Here is a 20,684-nt window from a genome sequence, read left to right on the forward strand (position 1 = left end):
AAACCGCCTCATAGAGTGAGGGGGATTTATTAAAGCGGCAGATTGCCTCGTAGAGGCTACCTGTTTGTAGAAAAAAGATAATATCCCATTTTTTGCTCCATAGGAGCTACCCACTCACCGGGTGATGAGGTTTTCACTATAACCATCAATGAAAAAGCCGCGTCATTTATATTATGGCGCGGCTTTTTTTATTAAAACTCTTTCAATTATTATCCAATGGCCTGCCTGATCCTGTTGGCGGTGGCATTAAATTGCTCCGGTGTGAATTTTTGCTTAGGGAGCGAAAAATTGATACTGCTCATATCATTCATCGGGATAAGATGGATATGTGCGTGTGGTACATCCAAACCCATAACCGCTACACCAACCCGCGGACAAGGAACGGCCTCTTTTAAGCCGATAGCTACCTTCTTTGCAAATAGCTGTAAGCCGGTATAGGTTTCATCGTCCAGGTCAAAAAGGTAATCAACCTCTTTTTTAGGGATCACCAGCAGGTGACCTTCCGTAAGCGGAAAAATATCCAGGAAAGCCAGAAACTCATCGTTTTCGGCTACTTTGTAAGCAGGAATTTCGCCCGCAACTATTCTTGAAAAGATGGTCATTGTTGGGTGAGTGGTTGATTATGTTGATTAGGTGAGTGGTTTCGTTGGATGTTGTAAAGTAAGTGGCTGATTATGAAAATGGAATAAAACTATTCTCCTAATCAACCACTCACCTAAATTACTACCTGCTTATCTCCAGGATTTCGAATTCAATTTTACCTGCTGGTACGGTGATCTCGGTTTTTTCACCAACCTTTTTACCAAGCAAGCCTTTAGCTATTGGCGATGCTACTGAAATTTTACCGGTTTTCAGATCGGCTTCGCTCTCTGATACCAGCTGGTAGCTCATAGTAGCACCGTTTTTCAGGTTTTTAATCTTCACAACAGATAAAGCCAGCACTTTTGAAGTATCTATTTTTGATTCGTCAAGCAGGCGGGCATTTGCCAAAGTTTCCTGTAATTGGGCTATTTTAGCCTCGTGCAGGCCCTGTGCTTCTTTTGCCGCGTCGTACTCGGCATTTTCCGAAAGGTCACCTTTGTCGCGCGCTTCAGCAATAGCTTTTGATATATCGGCACGGCCGGTTGTTTTTAATCTTTGTAGTTCTTCTTTTAATTTCTCTATACCGTCTTTAGTATAGTATGATACCTCTGCCATAACGCAAAAATTAATTAATATTCATTCTGTTGGTCAACCAAAAAAAACCGCCCTTCCCTGTTTTAAGAAAGGACGCAACGCTTATAAAAGCAAACAAGACTATATAAGTCCGCAGCTTACATAGTCTTGCTTTTTTGGTATTTAACGAAGATAAGTGATTTAAGTTTTATTATCCAAATTTTTTTGGGTGGGAATTTTATTGTGCTTATCGTGTTTTTCTTCATTAAAGATTGATAACGATGTAACTCAAAGTTCTTATTGCCACCTGTTTATCCCGGATTGTTCAGGGTTTTTCTAAGCTGTTCGAAGTTTTTCTGCATTGTAGCCTTATCATTTGCAGACGTAGCCAGTTCCATAGCCGTTTGGTAATGCCGCAATGCTTTTTGATTATCCACATCGATATACAGATTACCCAGGAGTGAATAATAAAAATGGTTACTGTTGAGATTCAGCTTTTCTGCCTCGGCTATCGCGGCGGGCTTGCCGTTGGTTTTGGCAAGGGCGAAGGTGCGGTTTAATGCGGCTATAGGCGAATATTCCAGAATAAGCAGGTCATTGTATAGCTGCAATATATTTTCCCATTTTTCGGGCGTATCTTCCTTAATGGTATGCCAGTAGGCAATACCTGCTTCAAGGTGGTATTTAGTGATAACGGTTCCGGTTGATGCCTGGTTTAGATGGTAAATACCTTTATTAATCAAATCCCTGTCCCAGAGCGATTCGTCCTGATCCTCATAAAGGATCATGGCGCCGTTATCATTAGTGCGGGCCTCGAAGCGTGAGGCGTGGAAACACATTAAGGCAAACAGGGCGTTTGCCGCCGGGGTGTTGGTGGCCGGGTTTTCTATAAGCTGATAATTGAGCCGCATAGCTTCGGCGCAAAGATCATGGCGCAGCGTGATGTTTTGGGAAATAGAGTAATATCCTTCCGAAAATAACAGGTAGATGGTTGTCAAAACGGTTTCCAGCCGGTTGCCTATCTCGTTCAGGGTTGGCTGCTTGATCTGGATGCCAGCCTCTTTTAATTTTTCCTTAGCGCGGTTTATCCGTTTGTAAATAACCTCTTTGTTTGCTAAAAAAGCATCGGTAATTTCCTGGATGCCAAAACCGCAAAGCAAATTAAGGGCAAGCGCCACCTGCGATTCGTCGGAGATTGCTGGGTTACAAACCGTAAACATCATGGCCAGCTGGCTATCGGCAATGTTTTTGGTAGATAGGTCTATCTCTATTTCGCCGGTACTATCGGTAGTATATTTTATTTCGGGCGAAAGCTTTTGCTTAAAAATGGTGTCCCGTTTCAGATAGTTTTTGGTTTTATTTTTTGCAACCGTGTAAAGCCAGGCCGTAGGGTTATCAGGTAAACCTTTCAGGCTCCAGTTTTCAGTGGCCGACAGGAAAGTATCACTTACAATATCTTCGGCAATTTCAACGTGTTCAATACCGAAAAGCCGGCAAAGTACTGCCACTATTTTACGATACTCGGTACGGAACAGGTGAGGTAAAAGCTCTTTAGGTTGCATAGGTAAATAAAAATGCCCTTGCAAAAGTACAAAGGCATTCTTGGTTTATACAGTAGGCACAGCCATTCGTACTTCAACAGTTGCTCCCCATTGTAATACCGGGCAGCCTTTGGCAATTTCAACAGCATCGTCATAATCTTCGGCCCTGATCATTAACAGGCCGCCTATCGATTCCTTGATTTCGGCATAAGGGCCATTGACAACCGTATTTTGTTTGATCACCCTGCCATCGCCATCCCAGCGTTTAGGCGGAGCAACCAATTTATTTTGGGCGGCGATGCCGCCTATCCAATCCTGGAAGGGTTTGATTGCCGCCTGCATTTGCTCAGGAGAAGGGCTGGCATCCTTACTTTTCAGATCCCTGTGGATCACTAACAAAAACTCATTCATAAGGCTATGTTTTAATTGTGTTAATATAAGCTGTTTAAGCAAACTGACCAACCTGGTAAGCCCCCGGAATATTGGGGAACGACAGGTTGATGCGGTTCCATGTGTTGATGGTTGTAACGGCCATGGTAAGGTCAATCAGTTCCTCATCGCTAAACTGTGCTTTTGCGGTAGCGTATACGGCATCAATCACATGGCAGGCGGTAACAGCTTCTGCCCAGGCAAAAGCCGCCCTTTCACGGTCTGTATAGTATGGCGATTCTTCCCAGGCGCTTAATCCATATAAGCGTTGTTCGGTTTCGCCATTTGCACGCGCGTCTTTATAGTGCATATCCAGGCAGAAAGCACATTTATTAATTTGCGATACCCTGAAATTTACCAATTCAAGAAGGGCTGCTTCAATTGATGCTTTTTTGATATAAGCTCCCATGCCAAATAACGGTTTTAAGGCATTCTGTCCTTTTTCCCACATGCTAAGTCTTTTTTCCATTTTGTTTTAAAATTTATGTTGTTAAAACCGAATGACAACCATGGTTTGCAGATTGGACAAAAAGGGAAGAAATATTTTTATTTTTTTCGTCAACATAAAATGTGGGCCCTTTATCCGGCAGATTTTTGTTTATTTAGCAAATCAGGTTCCTGCATCTAACCTGAATAATATCAATATGGAAAAACTAAATCCCGGAATCCTTAAAACCAAGCAACATTTTGAAATTCTTGACGGCCTGCGTGGTGTAGCCGCAATAGCAGTTGTTACATTCCATTTTATGGAGATTGCTTATAGCGACTATAGCAAGGATTTTATAGGTCATGGTTTCCTGGCGGTTGATTTTTTCTTTTGCCTTTCGGGATTTGTAATTGGCTACGCTTATGACGACAGGATTGGAAAGATGGGCGTCATGGAGTTTTTTAAGTCGAGGCTTATCAGGCTGCATCCGCTTGTTGTTATAGGATCAGTATTGGGTTTGTTAAGCTTTTTGTTTGATCCATTCAGTACCCAGGCTATAACCCGGAGTGCGGGCAGTATATTGCTGTTATTTCTTAGTTCGGTATTAATGATTCCTAACCCCACAATGGACGAGCGGTATTTTAACCTGTTTGGTTTTAACGCGCCGTCATGGTCGTTGTTTTGGGAATATATAGCTAATATTGTTTATGCGCTTGTGCTTTGCCGTCTTCACAGGCGTTATCTCATTATCCTTGCTGCAATTTCGGCGGTGGGTATTTGCTATGTGGCTGCCCATTCAGGTAATTTAATGGGCGGCTGGAGCGGTGGTACGTTTTGGGATGGTGGTGTACGTATAGCCTATTCCTTTACCGCGGGCTTGCTGGTTTACCGCTATAATCTCATCATTAAAAATAAGCTTGGTTTTATCGGGCTTTCTATTTTATTGATGCTGGCTTTCCTGTCGCCGTTCTCATCATGGAACTGGCTTTCCGAGCCTTTCATAGTTATCATTTACTTCCCGTTAATGGTTGCGCTGGGAGCAGGTGCTGTTCTTAACAACGGCTTACGTAAAATATGTGTTTTTTCGGGAAATATCTCCTATCCCTTATACATGACCCACTATGCTGTGATGTGGGCGTTTGGTAATTATTTCGCGGCGCACAAACCCGATGCCCTTCACCTGGCATACATCATTATTCCCGGATTAATTGTATTGGTAACATTTGCTTATCTTGTTATGAAGGTATACGACATCCCTTTGCGCCGCTATCTTACTGAAAAACGAAAACAGGCTATTAAGTAAAAAGCAAGGTTTTTTGGTCATTAAATTAAAGGTTAAATAACGCGCCCTTTAGTGGAGGTTGATTTAAAACCTGTATGTTTAAAATGCTGAAGAAGTGTTTTTTATACACCAAAAAGCGTTATTTTTACAAGTGGTTTTTTGCAGTTTTTCATTCATTTTGAGTGATATGCAGAAGGCTTTGGCACAATGAGGAAAACGTTAGTTATTGGTTGGCTTGTTTTATTACTTGCTATTGTTGGCGCATTATTTTGGTATAATGAGTTGCAATATCAGTTGCCTACGCCGGTACCCGAAAACTATAAACCGGTAAAATCAGGTACAGTTGTTTCCATCAACCCAAGGCATTTTAAAGACCACAGCAAACCTTTGTTTCTGCACTTTTTTAACCCCGGTTGCCCATGCTCAAGGTTTAATGTTAAACAATTTAAAGCTATTGTTGAGCAGTATCGCGGGCAGGTGAACTTCGCTATCGTGATCATGAGCAACAAGCATTTTACCGAAAGCGAGATCCAGGATAAGTTTGGCATGAAACTACCTGTAATATTTGACCCTTCCGTTGCCGAAGCCTGCGGGGTTTACTCTACACCACAGGTTGCGCTGATTGATACTGAGAATAAATTATACTATCGTGGCAACTACAATATAAGCCGTTACTGTACCGACGAGAAAACGAGCTTTGCCAAAATAGCAATTAACGGTTTACTTAGTAACAATACCCGACTCACATTTAATAAATTGGCGCTAACATCATATGGCTGTCGATTGCCCGATTGTCATAATTAACATACCCCTAAGTTCAAATAATAGTGACTGCAGCTATAGCTCATAACATTAACTTCCAAACCGAGATCAAGGATCGCTCAGACCGGTTGATGGATTACTTCCTGCCGGTGCATTTTGCGGTTGGTTTGGCGCTGGCCTCCTTTTACGATACCTGGCTTATTGCTGGTGGTGTTGGTGGTCTTTGCCTGCTGGCTTATTATACCGCTAAAATAGCCCTGCCTCAATCATCGCTATATCAATATGTATTGGCCTCGGTGCTCGGCATTTTTATGGCCCAGTATATATACCAAATGCACGGTATGTTTGAAATGCACTTTTTTGCCTTTATTTCAAGCGCGCTGCTCATTACTTATCAAAACTGGAAACTACAAATTCCTCTGTTGATAGTGGTTATTATCCATCATGCTACTTTTAGCTATTTGCAGGATATCGGGTTTGGTAATATATTTTTCACCCAACTCAATTATTTTGATCTTCAAACATTCATTATCCACGTATTACTTACCGGGGTAATCATGTTTATATGCGGGCTGTGGGCATACCAACTGCGCAAATACAACGAATTAAGAATTGTGCAAACCCTGCAAATGGCCGATCTGCAGCGTGAAGCCCAGTTATCATTGGAGCGTAAGCATAACGAGGAGGTTTTGGCAGCGGCAAACAAAGAACTGAACCATTCAAATCTCGAACTTCAAAAAGCACGCCTCGCGGCCGATCAGGCCAACCAGGAGAAAAGTATTTTCCTGGCTACCATGAGCCACGAGATCCGTACGCCTATGAATGGGGTAATCGGTATGTCGGCCTTGCTGAATGAAACCGAGCTTAATGATGAGCAGCGGATGTTTACCGAAACCATCATCAATTGTGGTGAAACGCTGATCCATGTGATTAATAATATCCTTGATTTTTCGAAGATAGAAGCAGGCAGCCTTGATCTTGAACAGGACGATTTTAACCTGAGGCAGAGCATTGAGGATGTAATGGATATGTTTGCCGTTAAAGCCGGCCAAATGGGACTTGATCTTGTTTATGAAATTGAAGAAGATATTTCTCCAAACATCATTGGCGATCCGCTGCGCCTTAAACAGGTACTTATCAATCTTGTAAATAACGCCATTAAGTTTACTGAAAAAGGAGAGGTTGGTATCAGGGTAAGCTGTATTGAAAGGCAACCTGACGGTTTGCTGAAACTGGGCTTTGATGTTTGGGATACAGGCATCGGTATTCCGAAAGATAAACTGCACCGTTTGTTCCGCGCGTTCTCACAGGTTGATTCATCTACCACACGTAAATACGGCGGCACTGGTCTGGGTTTAGCAATTTGCCAGAAGTTGGTGACCCTCATGGGCGGAGCCATCGGGGTTAAAAGCCTACCGGGCGTAGGGGCTAAGTTTTCCTTTACCATCAATGCCTACCCAGGTGAGGCATCGCAACAGCTTACATCTGGCTTTGACCTTAGCGAATTAGAAGGGAAGAAAATTTTGGTGGTTGATGATAACCAAACCAACCTTTCTATCCTGGAACGCCAGTTTGACAACTGGAACCTTAAAGCCATAACCGCCGAATCGGCTGCTGAGGCATTGGTAATTCTCCAAAAAAGTAAAGATATTGAACTGGTAATTACCGATATGCACATGCCGGTGATGGACGGCGCTATGCTGGCCAAGGTGATCAAGGAAGGATATAGCCATTTACCAATCATATTATTAAGCTCGGTAGGTGAAGACTTTATAAAAGATCAGCGTTCGCTCTTTACATCTATCATGAATAAGCCCATCAAGCAGCAGGTGCTTGGTAAGCAAGTTTTCATGGCGCTTAGAAATAGCTCCACTCAAACAGAAGACAAGCAAGCTAAAGCAAAACTTTCGGTAGATTTTAGTGATAAGTATCCCTTCAAGATTCTCATTGCCGAAGATAATGAGGTTAACCAGCACGTTATTAAGCATATTTTAAGCAAAATGGGCTATAAGCCGGGTATTGCTAAAAATGGGATTGACGCCATTGAAGCCCTGTACCAGGACGATTACGGATTGATATTAATGGATATGCAGATGCCGGTTATGGATGGGCTGGAAGCTACCCGGGTTATCCGGAAGGATGGCGTTAAACAACCGGTTATTATAGCGCTCACCGCTAATGCCATGACCGGCGACGAACAGGAATGTTTGCAGGCTGGTATGAATGATTACCTGAGCAAGCCCGTAAAATTGGATGAGTTGATGAACAAGCTATCCAAGTGGTATACGGTGGTTAATAATAAAGCGGTATCCCGTTCGGAAGTCTAACATTTTTTATAATTCCAGTTCCAGCTGGTCGCCGGGGCCAAGCTCGCGGTCATCGCGCTGCTTAACCTGCAGCTCGCCGAAGTTTGAAAGTGAAATACCCAGCAGGCGTACTTTTACATCGTCAACGCCGGTAGTAGCCATGAGTTGTTTGGCCGTATTGCTGATGGTTTCAAGATCGTTTACCGGTGTTTGGAATGACTGGTTTCTGGTGATCTGTTTAAAATCGTGATATTTTACTTTGAGGGTGATGGTACGGCCCTTCAACTCATATTTAAGCAGGCGATTGTGTACCGTTGTTGCTATCTTATCAAGTTCAGCCTCCATCTCCTCCAGGGTAGTTAAATCATAAGCAAAGGTATCTTCGGCACCGAGTGATTTGGTTTCACGATGTGGCTGTACTTCCCGGTTATCAATACCACGCACTATCTGATAGTAAAATTTGCCTACCTTCCCAAAGTGACGGGTAAGCTCACTTTCTTCCAGTCGTTTAAGATCGGCGCCGGTATGCAGACCCATTTGTTTCATTTTTTGAGCAGTTACTTTTCCCACGCCAAAAAACTTTTCGACGGGTAGCTGCTCCATAAAGTTTTCGATGCTTGAAGGGCCGATGAACTTCAATCCATCGGGCTTATTGATATCTGATGCTATTTTAGCCACAAACTTATTGATAGATACGCCCGCCGAGGCAGTAAGTTGTAACTCATCTTTAATAGCCTGTTTAATGAGTTTGGCTATCTCAATGGCCGAGCCAATATCCTGCTTATCATGAGTTACATCCAGATAAGCTTCATCCAACGAAAGCGGCTCGATCAGATCTGTATAACGACTGAAGATTTCACGGATATGTTGCGATACTTCCCGGTAAACATTAAACCGGGGACGTACAAACAAAGCATGCGGACAAAGCTGTAAAGCCTTTTTTGATGACATGGCCGACCGGACACCAAACTTCCTGGCCTCATAACTTGCTGTTGCAACCACGCCGCCGCGCCCTTCGGGTAAGCCTCCCACCACCAAAGGCTTGCCCCGGTATTCCGGAAAATCCCGCTGCTCAACCGACGCGTAAAATGCATCCATATCAATATGGATAATTTTACGATGTGTATTGGATGGTTGCTCCGTCATGGTGATGAAAGCAAATATAGGCGGGTTGCAGGCTTATAGCAAAGTCCGCTGGTTGGCGTAGTGTAAGGTTTTGAAGAGGGAAGCAGGTTCAATGCTCCAAGCTATACGTCTTAGCCCAACAGTAAAAAGCGCGGGACTGTGCGATTCCCCTCTTGAGAGGGGGGAGGGGTGTGTTTCCGCAATGACTTATTATAGCAGAAACACACCCCTGCTATCGCTCATTCCTCCGCGCCCCCTCTCAAGAGGGGATTTTAGAATCTTTTGTCAAATTATTTGATTAGGTTAACGACTCAAGCAAGGACGCTTGAACATGCGGCGCCTATTTCAAAATCAACTCTCCGTATCCCCGGGCAAAAACCTAAGCTTTTGCTGAAAATACATATCCCAGCTATGCTGCTGTTTACGATCGGTCATGTGGACGGTATCTTCGTCGTAATCTGCATTGAGCTGTTTGTATTTGGCATCAATGCGGTTAAAAATAGACATGGCCTCGTAGTTGTAGTTATTGCTGAAGCGGGTGCGGCTTACTATGCGTAACAGCTCCTGCTGCTCTAAAAAGGCGATGGTGTAATGCCCTTGCTCGTGTTTTAAGATCTCGGTCATTTGCTGCGGGGTACTAACCCGGCTCTTGTCCAACCACGATTTGTTGTTATTGAGGATCAGTCTGATATTAAAATTAAGCCGGTAGCCCCCGCCTTCGCGCCGGGCCTGGTAACGGTAATCGATGGTGCAGTTTGTATAAGCAACAACGCCGCCAGCATTAGCCCGCGGCGTTCCCCAAAAATCATTGGCGGTAAGCTGATGAAATGACTGCGCCGAAGCCGACGTGATCATTGCAAAAAAACACATGGCCGTTAGGCCTATCCCTTTCACTATATTTCTTTTCATTTAAAAAAATGGCGGTTTTAAACTTTTACTTTTTGACGTTGTCGGTATGTAAAAGGTTTAAGGCCATCATCTCTTTTAACGTATGTTGCATCTGATCGGTTGAGCCATCAAGGAAAATAACATTCCCTTTTGAATTTTCAGAAAAGTGTTTGATGGATTCTGTCCACATGGTGAACAAAATTACAGAGGTATCCATATTAGCTTCGGCCATTTCTTTGGCAGCTACGGTCATACCGCGGGCAACCTCTTCACGGAACAGCGCTATACCTTGTCCACGTAATTGCGCTGCCTCGCGCTCGGCCTGTGCCGATATTTTGATGGCGTTACCTTCCGCTTCGGCAGCTTTGGTTTTAGTGATGAGCAGGGCCTGTCCTTCATTTTCGGCAGCGGCTTTCAGGTTGTTTGATGCCACAACCTGGCTCATCGATTTCATGATCACATCATCAAAAGTAATATCGTTCAATTGAAGATCCTGCAGGTGGTAGCCCCAACCTTCCAGTATCACGTCCAGTTGTTCCTTTACGTGCTCAACAATATCACGGCGCAATATCAATACTTCGCTTTGGCGTTTGGTAGCTACAAAGGCGCGAATGGATCCTTCAACGGTGCGGATGAGGGCCTGCATCAGGTTACGTTCGTCAACAAACTTAAAAGCTACGTTTTTAATGGTTTCTTCCTGTTGGTCCAGAACAGAGTACAGGAGCATAGCCTTAAAGTAAACATTAGCCTGGTCATAAGTTACAGCCTGGAACTCCAGCTCAACAGACCGGTTCTGGATAGAGATCTTGGAGTAGATGTTTTCGATAAAAGGGATCTTGAAATTTAACCCCGGGGTAAGGATGCGGCGGTACTTGCCAAATACGGTGATAACTACTATTGTGCCCTGTTTTACAGACACAAACGAAGTGAAAATGGTAATTAAGATAACAACAAAAATGATTATTGTTACCAATGATCCAACTGATTCGGGCATGGTTCGGTTTATTATGTTTAGAATAAAAGTAGCATTAATTATTGGTGTGCTATTTGTTTTTTAAAAAATGCTCATAAAAAACAGCGCACCTATCATGAACTTAAAACGAACATTCGGAACGATATTGAGCGTGCTCGGTATCATTGGTCTGATATACACAGGCATAGCTATTATAAACCACAGCGCTCAGGTAACCACTATGGTGGTAATAGGAATCATTTCGCTCATATTTTTCTCAACAGGTATTGGCCTGGTAAAAAACACTAAAGATGAAGCGGCTTAAATAGCCGGATTCAGGCTGTACAATTGACTCGCCCGGTCTGCGCTTCGCTGTACCACCCTCTCTCCGGCTTCGCCGCAAAGAGGGAAAAAGAAATCCCCTCTCGAGAGGGGGCGCGGAGGCACGAGCGACAGTAGGGGTGTGTTTCTGCTGCAAGCTGATCAAAGCAGAAACACACCCCTCCGCCCCTCTCAAGAGGGGAATCGCACAAGCCCACGCTTTTTCCATTAAGGTAAGGGCTAAGGTGATGTCAGGGTGAATGTATCTCGAAGCACTTCTTGACCCTTTCCTGTTTATAAATTCTCGCTCTGAATAACCGGGTTCAGGCTAATCTCCCCGGTATCGGATATTATCAAGCCTGCATCGGGGAAGTCCGCTTCCGTAAGTTGTTTAATCCGGACAGCCGCCCGGTTGAGCGAATCAAGTCCCAGGCCTTTATCGTGTGCTTGTCTCAATGATATAATGCGGCCATTCAAAAACTCTCCTTTTTTATTCAGGTTTACCTTTAGTAAAGGAGCCAAACCGCAAACACCCGATACGCCCACACTTTTATAAGTACAAAAATTACCGAGACTATAAGCGATGAGTCGGTTTTTATAAACCTCCATTGCGCGGCTCACGTGCGGGCCATTACCTAATATGATATCAGCGCCCGCGTCAATGGCGTTATGCGCAAAGGCATGCACATCTCCACGTTTTTCGCTGATGAAGGATTCCATGGCAAAAGGTACGTGCTCATAATCCACACCCTCGCCGCCGCCATGAAAAGATACGATGACGATGTCACATCGCTGTTTCAGTTCGCTGATGATACGGGTAGCGTTCGGCAGATTGAGGATAGGCAGGGTATTGGCATTGGGGGCAAAGGCGCAAAAGCCATACTTAATACCATTACGTTCAAATACGGTTGAGGGATGACTAAGCAAGCCACCATAATTAATGCCTATACTATCGAGTACACGGGTAGTACTCATACGGCCGGTATCGCCAAAATCGCCGATGTGGTTATTGGCCAGGCTAAGTAAGTTAAACCCTGCATCTTTAAAAACGCCTGCGTAAGCCGTTGGCATCCTGAATAAATAAGCTTTACTGCGTTGATGCAATTTATAGTGGGCAGGGTTACCCCCGTCAAGCAAACTTCCTTCAAGGTTACCAAATGTTACGTCGGCATTTCTGAGTTCGTCGGCTATAACTGTAAAACTGTTTTTGGCGCTATCCGGCGGGAGGGTATAATCATTAGGGTATGATGTTCCAAGCATCATATCGCCAACGGCAGCTATAGATATAGCATCATGATTAACAACAACTGCAGGTTTTGCAATTGCCGCGGTGGTATCGGGTTTAGGTTTAGGAGCAGGCACCAGTATTTGTTTTTTATTGGGCGGGTGGTTACACGCCTGTAAAAACAGCGCCAGGCAGGCTGCTGTAAGCAATAAATGAAATTTCATTATAAAAAAAATCCCCTCATTGAGGATGAGGGGACTAAATTAGTTTATTTATTTAAAAATTGTTTAGTTCTTGCTTTCGTCTACGTCGTCGCCCATATCGTTGTTACCCGTGGATGCCGAACCTTTAAACTCATCCTTAAACGAAGCTAACAACCTGCCGCCTTTATAAAAGAAACGGCTGTAATAAGCATCATCCAAGCTGCTGATTGCAACACCTCTTGACGAGGCATGAGCAAATTTATTATTGCCCAGGTAAATACCAACGTGCGAAATGCTGCGGCTGTGAATCTTAAAGAAAACCAGATCGCCTTCTTTTAACTCGTCTTTAGCAACAGGATTAACCATGCTGAAAATATCGCGTGAGTTACGTTTGATGTCAAGGTTAAAAACTTCGCTGTATAGTTCTTTTGTAAATGCCGAACAGTCGATACCTCTTCTTGAGCTTCCGCCAAAGTGGTAAGGGGTACCAATCCAATCATATACAAAGTGAAAGAGTTTCATGTTTGAGGTAGCAGATAAAGCAACTCCCATAATTTGGGAAAAGTATGCTTTACCTAAACTTTCCTGGTCGTCTTTGTTGTCATCACTGGTGCTGGGGGCACTTTTTGTTTGAGCTTGTGAAGCTATGACGCTGAAAAGTAAGGCAATAGCCAGGGCAAATTTCTTCATTTAATCAGTTTGTTTGTTGAGTTAGGGCAACAAATTTGTTTATTAAATCAGACACTATGTCTATTGTGCTCTACAAAACTATTTATATTTTTTAAAATTGCAAATAAAAGTGCCTTATTTTTCGAAAAATATAAAAAAGTGCTTTTTATTACACATCAATTTAATAAACAGGCTCTTGTACGTTTAACAATGTAATTTGGTTGTAATTATTTTTTAGCATTCAGATAACAACAACCCTCTATAAACTTCATAAAACGATAATTTATTGCCTTGGGCGTACGTTTTTTTAAGTTTAATTTTACCGAATGTTGCTATGCAAGGCCTATAATTGTGCGATTTACACGTTTTAAACACCGCCCGGGCCCACCAAATAAAATTTTGCAACAATTTGCTTGAGGTTTCGATATTTTGCAGGATATAATTAGATTTGCGCTTTACTCCAAAAAGGTTGTTTAATACATGAGTTCAATCGAAATAAACAAGGACACCTACCTGATGTGGTACGAACAGATGCTGTTAATGCGTAGGTTCGAAGAAAAAACAGGACAGTTATACGGACAACAAAAAATCAGGGGCTTTTGCCACCTGTATATTGGGCAGGAGGCTGTTTTGGCCGGAGCTATGTCTGTAATTAAGCCTGAAGACAGTTTGATCACCGCATATCGCGATCACGCTCACGCGCTTGCTAAAGGTGTAACTCCAAACGCCATTATGGCCGAGATGTATGGTAAAGCTACCGGATGCTCAAAAGGCAAAGGTGGTTCTATGCACATGTTTGATAAAGAAAAACATTTTTACGGTGGTCACGGTATCGTAGGCGGTCAGGTACCACTGGGTGCCGGTATCGCTTTTGCCGAAAAATATAAAGGTACCGAGTTTGTGAACATTGCCTACATGGGTGATGGTGCTGTACGCCAGGGTGCACTTACCGAAACTTTTAACATGGCTGCGCTTTGGAAACTACCTGTAATTTTTGTTTGCGAAAACAACGGTTACGCTATGGGTACTTCTGTTGAGCGTACTACAGCTCAAACTGATATTTATAAATTAGGTTTGCCATACGGTATCCCTTCATCGGCTGTTGATGGCATGGATCCGGCTGCTGTACACGTGGCAATGGACGAAGCTGTTCAGCGTGCACGTGCAGGCGAAGGCCCAACTTTCCTTGAAATGCGTACGTACCGTTTCAAAGGTCATTCTATGTCCGATCCGCAAAAGTATCGTACTAAAGAGGAGTTGGAAAGCTATAAAGCAAAAGACCCTATTGAAAGCGTTAAACAAACTATCCTTACCGAAAAATATGCTGATGAGGCTTGGTTTGACGAAATGGACGCTAAGATCAAAGCTATAGTTGACGAGGCTGTTAAATTTGCAGAAGAGTCGCCATGGCCGGATGCTTCTGAATTATATACCGATGTATATGTTCAGGAAGATTACCCTTATATCAGGGACTAAGTTTTAAGTCGAAAGTGCTAAGTCGAGGGTCTATAGTATTGGTAGTCGGATAAAGACTTTCAGACTAAAAACTTCAGACTTTAGACTTCTCGCTAAGAAGAGACTATATTTATACTGAATTTATAATACTATTAATATATGGCCGAAGTAGTAAAAATGCCTAAGATGAGCGATACCATGACCGAAGGGGTATTGGCTAAATGGCATAAAAAAGTTGGCGATAAGGTTAAATCTGGCGATGTATTGGCCGAGATTGAAACCGATAAAGCTACCATGGATTTTGAATCGTACCAGGATGGCACATTGCTGTATATAGGTATACAGGAAGGTGCTGCTGCTCCGGTTGATGCTGTAATTGCCATTTTAGGTAAAGAAGGCGAAGATTACAAATCTTTACTTGATCAGGCTGGCAGCGGCGCTGCTGCTAAACCGGCCGAAGAAGCTGCTCCTGTAGCTGATAAAGCACCTGCCGCTACTCCGGCACCAGCCGCTCCAAAGGTTGATTTGTCAAGCATCCCGGCTACGGTTATCCGCATGCCGTTATTGAGTGACACCATGACCGAGGGTACCATTGAGAAATGGAACTTTAAAGTTGGCGATAAAGTAAAAGCTGATGATTCGCTGGCTGATGTGGCTACCGATAAGGCTACCATGGAAGTTGTGGGTTACGAAGCCGGCACCTTATTATATATAGGTGTTAAAGAAGGCGAAGCTGCTAAAGTAAATGATATCATTGCTATAGTAGGTAAAGAAGGTACCGACATTACTCCGTTATTACAGGATGGTGGTTCGGCCCCTGCTGCTGAGGCTGCACCTGCTGCCGAAGCTAAAGCCGAGGAAACTGCACCTGCTGCTGCCACTGAAGCTTCTGCTACTGATGACGATAGCCGCGTAAAAGCATCGCCGCTTGCACGTAAAATAGCTAAGGATAAAGGCATCAACCTTAATGATGTAAAAGGTAGCGCTGAAGGCGGCCGTATCATCAAAAAGGATGTTGAGGAGTATACACCATCTGCTAAACCGGCATCTGCGCCTGCCGCTGAAGCTGCTCCGGCTGCTGCATCTGCACCTGCTGCAAAAGCGCCTATCGTATTGCCAACCTTTACAGGCGAAGAGAAATTTAGCGAAAGGCCGGTTACTCAAATGCGTAAAGCTATCAGCCGCCGCTTAAGCGAAAGCTTGTTTACTGCACCGCATTTCTATGTAACCATGACCATTGAAATGGATCAGGCAATTGCTGCCCGTACTCGTATGAATGAGATTGCCCCGGTTAAAATTTCATTTAATGATTTTGTTGTTAAAGCTTGTGCGGTAGCCTTAAGGCAACACCCGGCTATCAACTCATCATTCCTGGGTGATAAGATCCGCACTAACGAACACGTTCACATCGGCGTTGCTGTTGCTGTTGACGAAGGCCTGTTGGTACCGGTTATCAAATTTGCCGATGGTAAATCATTAAGCCACATTTCGGTTGAAGTGAAAGACTTTGCCGGCAAAGCAAAATCTAAAAAACTGCAGCCAAACGAAATGGAAGGTTCAACTTTCACCATTTCAAACCTTGGTATGTTTGGTGTTGACGAGTTTACTGCCATCATTAACACACCTAACGCTTGTATCCTTGCTGTAAGTGGTATCCAGGCTGTTCCGGTTGTTAAAAATGGTGCGGTAGTACCTGGTAACGTCATGAAGGTTACCCTGAGCGCAGACCACCGTGTGGTTGATGGTGCTACAGCTGCTGCCTTCCTGCAAACATTAAAACAATTATTAGAAGAGCCGGTAAGGCTGCTGATATAATTATTTCGGATATCGGATTTTCGATTTCGGATTTGGAAAAGCGATGGGTTTAGGCTCATCGCTTTTTTGTTTATGGGATAAATTATAAAATATGTCATTGCGAGGAACGAAGCAACCGCACGAAAGCCGAGCGGCTCTGTATAGCATGCGGTTGCCACGCTTCGCTCGCAATGACATGATTTTTATGCAATGTTGGTTAGCAGTTGTGAATTAGATTATGTCTGCAAAAAATGACACAATGACCTAATGACTTCAATGACCTTTATATTGTATATTCACAGCAAATTTTGATGTATGACACTTTATAGCTTTTTTAAGGAATTCCATTCCGGTTTCAGGTACATTGTTATTGTATTGGTATTGCTGGCCCTTGTACGCGCGTTTATGGGTTGGCTGGGTAAAAGACCATATGGCGAGGGCAACCGCAAACTTAACCTGTTTGCCATGATCTCGGTGCATACGCAATTTTTGCTGGGCATCATCCTGTTTTTTATTAGCCCGATGGTGCAGTTTAGTAAGGATACCATGAAAAATCCTATCACCCGTTACTTTACGGTTGAACACTGGGTGATCATGCTTATCGCTATCGCACTAATCACTATCGGTCATAGCAAATCAAAGAAAGCGGCATTGCCAGAAGCTAAGCATAAAGCTATCGCTATCTTTTATTTGATCGGAATTATACTGATTTCGGTAGGTATAATGCTTATTCCACAGTAATTCTACGTAGCTAATAGGATTTAGCAAATAAATAATTTCACAAAAAATTTGACAATTCAAATTTCTTTATAAATTTGTGACCGCGATGATTAAAAACACACATAAAAACAGCTGGTGGCACCAATTAAATTGGCAGCCGGCTCGCGCGTTTTGATCAGAGACAACCTAATCAATTGTGAACCTAAATAGGAAACCCGGCGACCCCAATTCGCCGGGTTTTTTTTGTTTTAAGACATTTAAAAAATAAACATGAGCACATTTAAAATTACTACCACTTATAAAAAGCTACTGGCCGATACCACCACGCCGGTTAGCATTTACCTTCGCCTGCGCGATGTATTTCCCAACTCGCTGTTGCTGGAAAGCTCCGACTATCACAGTCGCGAAAACAGCACCAGCTACATTTGCTGCGAACCATTAAGCGGCATAGTGCTGAATAATGGCGTGCTGAAAAAGCAATACCCCGATGGCAGTCATGAAACCCATGAGCCCGGCACGTTTGAGCTGATAGAACAGATCAACAGTTTCATCGGCAGCTTTGAAACTGACTCGTTGCCGCTAAAAATGATCACCAATGGTTTGTTCGGCTATTTTACCCATGAGGCGGTTGAACATTATGAAACCATCACACTAAAGCAAAGCGATAATACCGACCGTAAAATACCGGTAATGCAGTACCATATTTACAGGTACATCATCGCTATCGACCACTTTAAGAACGAACTCTACATCTTCCATAACCAGCCCGAAGGCGCTCCAACCAACGGCGGTATCGAAAAACTGGAATACCTCATCAAAAACAAAAACTTTCCCGAATACAGCTTCAAGAGTAATGGCGATGAAAAATCAAACCTCACGGGCGATGAGTTTATTGCTATAGTTGAAAAAATGAAGCAGCACATCTATAGGGGTGATGTTTTCCAGATAGTGCCTTCAAGGGCCTTTTCACGCACTTTCCTGGGCGATGAATTTAATGTTTACCGTGCTCTGCGTTCTATCAATCCATCACCATACCTGTTTTATTTTGACTTTGGCGATTTCAGGATCTTCGGCTCATCGCCAGAGGCACAAATTACCATAAAGAATAACGTAGCCAATATTTTCCCGATAGCAGGAACTTTTAAACGCAGCGGCGACGACGAGAAAGACGCCGAACTGGCCCGTAACCTGGAGAATGATCCCAAAGAATCGGCAGAACACGTAATGCTGGTTGACCTGGCCCGTAACGACCTGAGTCGCCATTGCGAAAATGTAACGGTTAAAGCCTTTAAAGAGGTACAGTACTATTCACATCTTATCCACCTGGTATCGCACGTAAGCGGTAAGCTTAAACCCGGCGCATCGGCATTTAAAGTAGTAGCTGATACATATCCTGCAGGTACCCTGAGCGGCGCTCCCAAATACCGCGCCATGGAGATCATCGACGAAAACGAAAATATAAAACGCAGCTTCTACAGCGGCGCGATAGGTTTCCTTGGGTTTAATGGTGACTTTAACCATGCCATTATGATCCGCTCATTTCTAAGCAAGAACAACACTTTACATTATCAGGCGGGCGCGGGCATTGTAGCCGGTTCAATTCCTGAAAGCGAATTAAGGGAGGTTGATACCAAGATCTCGGCTTTACGCAGAGCTTTTGAGTTGGCAGAGGAGTTGTAATTAGTGGTTAGAGATTGGAGATAAGAGGTTAGTTGAATTTTAAGAAAACGGACATGAAAAATATTTTAATAATAGACAATTACGATTCCTTTACCTATAACCTGGTGCATTTGGTTAATGAGCTTGGCCTGGAGTGCGAGGTTTGGAGGAATGATCAGTTTGCCATTGAAGATGTGGATACTTTTGATAAGATCATCCTTTCGCCGGGACCTGGTATTCCCTCTGAAGCAGGCTTATTGCTGGATGTGATAGAAAAATATGCGCCTACTAAGAGCATATTTGGCGTATGCCTTGGGCAGCAGGCCATTGCCGAAGCGTTTGGCGGCAGTCTGTATAATCTTAACCAACCAATGCACGGTATAGCAACGCCCATAAAAGTCACCGATGGTGGAGAAGAGCTTTTTGCCGGACTGCCCGAGAGCTTTAAGGTTGGTCGTTACCACTCGTGGGTGGTAAGTGGTAATGATCTGCCCGATTCATTACAGGTTACGGCTATTGATGAGGCCGATAATTCGATCATGGCGCTTAAGCATAAGCAATATGACGTAAGGGGCGTACAGTTTCACCCCGAATCAATCCTGACCGATTTTGGGAAAGAAATGATGCAAAACTGGCTAAAGGCTTAGTTTTAAGGAATTATGATAACTTTGAAAAATCACATTTAAAAACGTCATTGCGAGGTACGAAGTAATCCGATGCTATACAGAGCAGCCCTGCTAATCGGGGATTGCTTCGTACCTCGCAATGACGGCTTATATAACATTCCCCTTTAGGGGTTAGGGGCTTTATGACCATACTTGATAAAATAGTTGCCAATAAAAAAAGGGAAGTTGCTTCGGCTAAAAAACGTACATCGTACACTGTACTTGAAGAATCGGAATATTTTCACCGTGATACTTACTCTTTCAAAGAATTTTTGCTCGATCCGTCACGTACCGGTATCATAGCCGAATTTAAGCGTAAATCGCCGTCGAAGGGTATCATTAATGACAAAGTGAGGGTTAGTGCTGTTACCACCGATTACGCGGCTGCGGGAGCTTCCGCACTTTCAGTTTTAACCGACCGTAACTTTTTCATGGGCCGTAAAGCCGACCTGGTGAAAGCCCGCTCGGTGAATAATATCCCTGTATTGCGCAAGGATTTTATGATTGAAGAGTACCAGGTTATAGAGGCTAAGTCATTAGGCACCGATATCATCCTGCTGATAGCTGCCATACTTACCCCTGCCGAAATTGATAACCTTGCCAAACTGGCCAAAAGTTTAGGTTTAAACGTGTTGCTTGAGGTGCACAATCTTGAGGAATTAGAGCGCAGTATCAATCCTAACCTGGATGCTATTGGTGTAAACAACCGGAACCTGGCCGACTTTACAGTATCGGTAGAAACTTCATATCAATTGGCCAAGCACATCCCTGCTGAGTTTATGAAAATTTCGGAAAGCGCCATTAGCGATCCGGAAACTATCCGTCATCTTAAACTGGAAGGTTTTAACGGCTTCCTTATTGGCGAAACCTTTATGAAGCAGCCCGATCCGGGTCAAGCCATGCGCGATTTTGTTGCCTTGTTATAAGCTCGTAATACCATGAAGCGGCGTTTGAAAAATGGGTGATTGATACATAAAAGATACTATGTATCTACCATGATCTGGCTGGCCATAAACTGGTTGCCGAGCCTATTCCGCAAATTGTATAAAATACATCAGGATTGTTTTTAATGCCCGGTTAGAATATAGCCGGGCATTTTTTTTAAC

The 20,684-nt window shown here is 43.5% G+C and carries 20 protein-coding genes; 10 read left to right on the forward strand and 10 right to left on the reverse strand.

Annotation, left to right across the window (positions count from 1 at the left end; all coding sequences use genetic code 11):
• Positions 1-209: 209 nt before the first annotated feature.
• The 5 genes from DEO27_RS28440 to DEO27_RS28460 all read right to left on the reverse strand — a co-directional run bounded on the left by DEO27_RS28440 (position 210) and on the right by DEO27_RS28460 (position 3,594).
• The gene (locus tag DEO27_RS28440) at positions 210-602 is read right to left on the reverse strand and encodes an HIT family protein (protein ID WP_112570925.1); all 393 of its coding nucleotides are present in this window, start codon (positions 600-602) and stop codon (positions 210-212) included.
• A 121-nt stretch (positions 603-723) separates the two neighbouring features.
• Entirely contained in the window at positions 724-1,197 is a 474-nt protein-coding gene (greA, locus tag DEO27_RS28445) for a transcription elongation factor GreA (RefSeq protein WP_112570923.1), read from the reverse strand.
• A gap of 269 nt (positions 1,198-1,466) precedes the next feature.
• A complete protein-coding gene (locus tag DEO27_RS28450) occupies positions 1,467-2,717 on the reverse strand; it encodes an RNA polymerase sigma factor (RefSeq protein WP_112570921.1) in 1,251 nt (416 codons plus the stop codon).
• A gap of 45 nt (positions 2,718-2,762) precedes the next feature.
• Entirely contained in the window at positions 2,763-3,107 is a 345-nt protein-coding gene (locus DEO27_RS28455) for a YciI family protein (protein WP_112570919.1), read from the reverse strand.
• 34 nt (positions 3,108-3,141) lie between these two features.
• On the reverse strand, positions 3,142-3,594 hold the full coding sequence (locus tag DEO27_RS28460; protein WP_112570917.1) for a carboxymuconolactone decarboxylase family protein: 453 nt from the start codon (positions 3,592-3,594) through the stop codon (positions 3,142-3,144).
• A gap of 175 nt (positions 3,595-3,769) precedes the next feature.
• Here DEO27_RS28460 and DEO27_RS28465 point away from each other — a divergent pair, with 175 nt between their 5' ends.
• The 3 genes from DEO27_RS28465 to DEO27_RS28475 all read left to right on the forward strand — a co-directional run bounded on the left by DEO27_RS28465 (position 3,770) and on the right by DEO27_RS28475 (position 7,923).
• On the forward strand, positions 3,770-4,855 hold the full coding sequence (locus DEO27_RS28465) for an acyltransferase family protein (RefSeq protein WP_112571544.1): 1,086 nt from the start codon (positions 3,770-3,772) through the stop codon (positions 4,853-4,855).
• A 186-nt stretch (positions 4,856-5,041) separates the two neighbouring features.
• Positions 5,042-5,638, forward strand: a complete 597-nt coding sequence (locus DEO27_RS28470) for an AhpC/TSA family protein (protein ID WP_112570915.1) — start codon at positions 5,042-5,044, stop codon at positions 5,636-5,638.
• Positions 5,639-5,661: 23 nt separating this feature from the next.
• Complete coding sequence (locus DEO27_RS28475; protein WP_112570913.1) at positions 5,662-7,923, forward strand: response regulator; 2,262 nt, start codon at positions 5,662-5,664, stop codon at positions 7,921-7,923.
• A gap of 6 nt (positions 7,924-7,929) precedes the next feature.
• On the opposite strand, the gene dinB is transcribed toward DEO27_RS28475, so the two are convergent.
• The 3 genes from dinB to DEO27_RS28490 all read right to left on the reverse strand — a co-directional run bounded on the left by dinB (position 7,930) and on the right by DEO27_RS28490 (position 10,909).
• On the reverse strand, positions 7,930-9,048 hold the full coding sequence (gene dinB / locus DEO27_RS28480) for a DNA polymerase IV (RefSeq protein WP_112570911.1): 1,119 nt from the start codon (positions 9,046-9,048) through the stop codon (positions 7,930-7,932).
• A gap of 330 nt (positions 9,049-9,378) precedes the next feature.
• On the reverse strand, positions 9,379-9,936 hold the full coding sequence (locus tag DEO27_RS28485; RefSeq protein WP_112570909.1) for a DUF922 domain-containing protein: 558 nt from the start codon (positions 9,934-9,936) through the stop codon (positions 9,379-9,381).
• A 25-nt stretch (positions 9,937-9,961) separates the two neighbouring features.
• Positions 9,962-10,909: an SPFH domain-containing protein gene (locus tag DEO27_RS28490; RefSeq protein ID WP_112570907.1), complete on the reverse strand. Its 948-nt coding sequence runs from the start codon at positions 10,907-10,909 to the stop codon at positions 9,962-9,964.
• A 94-nt stretch (positions 10,910-11,003) separates the two neighbouring features.
• Between DEO27_RS28490 and DEO27_RS28495 the strand changes: the two genes are divergently transcribed.
• Positions 11,004-11,192 (forward strand): hypothetical protein, encoded by a 189-nt coding sequence (locus tag DEO27_RS28495; protein ID WP_112571542.1) that lies wholly within the window; start codon positions 11,004-11,006, stop codon positions 11,190-11,192.
• Between the two features lie 290 nt (positions 11,193-11,482).
• On the opposite strand, the gene DEO27_RS28500 is transcribed toward DEO27_RS28495, so the two are convergent.
• Positions 11,483-12,637, reverse strand: a complete 1,155-nt coding sequence (locus DEO27_RS28500; RefSeq protein WP_112570905.1) for a CapA family protein — start codon at positions 12,635-12,637, stop codon at positions 11,483-11,485.
• Positions 12,638-12,700: 63 nt separating this feature from the next.
• Positions 12,701-13,306, reverse strand: a complete 606-nt coding sequence (locus DEO27_RS28505; RefSeq protein ID WP_112570903.1) for a C40 family peptidase — start codon at positions 13,304-13,306, stop codon at positions 12,701-12,703.
• A 459-nt stretch (positions 13,307-13,765) separates the two neighbouring features.
• On the opposite strand from DEO27_RS28505, the gene pdhA reads away from it, so the two are divergent.
• The 6 genes from pdhA to trpC all read left to right on the forward strand — a co-directional run bounded on the left by pdhA (position 13,766) and on the right by trpC (position 20,504).
• A complete protein-coding gene (gene pdhA, locus DEO27_RS28510) occupies positions 13,766-14,761 on the forward strand; it encodes a pyruvate dehydrogenase (acetyl-transferring) E1 component subunit alpha (protein ID WP_112570901.1) in 996 nt (331 codons plus the stop codon).
• Positions 14,762-14,899: 138 nt separating this feature from the next.
• Complete coding sequence (locus DEO27_RS28515; RefSeq protein WP_112570899.1) at positions 14,900-16,555, forward strand: dihydrolipoamide acetyltransferase family protein; 1,656 nt, start codon at positions 14,900-14,902, stop codon at positions 16,553-16,555.
• A 294-nt stretch (positions 16,556-16,849) separates the two neighbouring features.
• Positions 16,850-17,275 (forward strand): cytochrome B, encoded by a 426-nt coding sequence (locus DEO27_RS28520; protein WP_112570897.1) that lies wholly within the window; start codon positions 16,850-16,852, stop codon positions 17,273-17,275.
• A 249-nt stretch (positions 17,276-17,524) separates the two neighbouring features.
• Positions 17,525-18,934, forward strand: coding sequence for an anthranilate synthase component I family protein (locus tag DEO27_RS28525; protein WP_112570895.1), 1,410 nt, complete (start codon positions 17,525-17,527; stop codon positions 18,932-18,934).
• A 53-nt stretch (positions 18,935-18,987) separates the two neighbouring features.
• Positions 18,988-19,560, forward strand: a complete 573-nt coding sequence (locus DEO27_RS28530) for an anthranilate synthase component II (RefSeq protein ID WP_112570893.1) — start codon at positions 18,988-18,990, stop codon at positions 19,558-19,560.
• 161 nt (positions 19,561-19,721) lie between these two features.
• Positions 19,722-20,504, forward strand: coding sequence for an indole-3-glycerol phosphate synthase TrpC (gene trpC / locus DEO27_RS28535; RefSeq protein WP_112570891.1), 783 nt, complete (start codon positions 19,722-19,724; stop codon positions 20,502-20,504).
• Positions 20,505-20,684 lie beyond the last annotated feature (180 nt).

This window comes from Mucilaginibacter rubeus, assembly GCF_003286415.2.
In the GTDB taxonomy this organism is placed as follows: Bacteria; Bacteroidota; Bacteroidia; order Sphingobacteriales; family Sphingobacteriaceae; genus Mucilaginibacter; species Mucilaginibacter rubeus_A.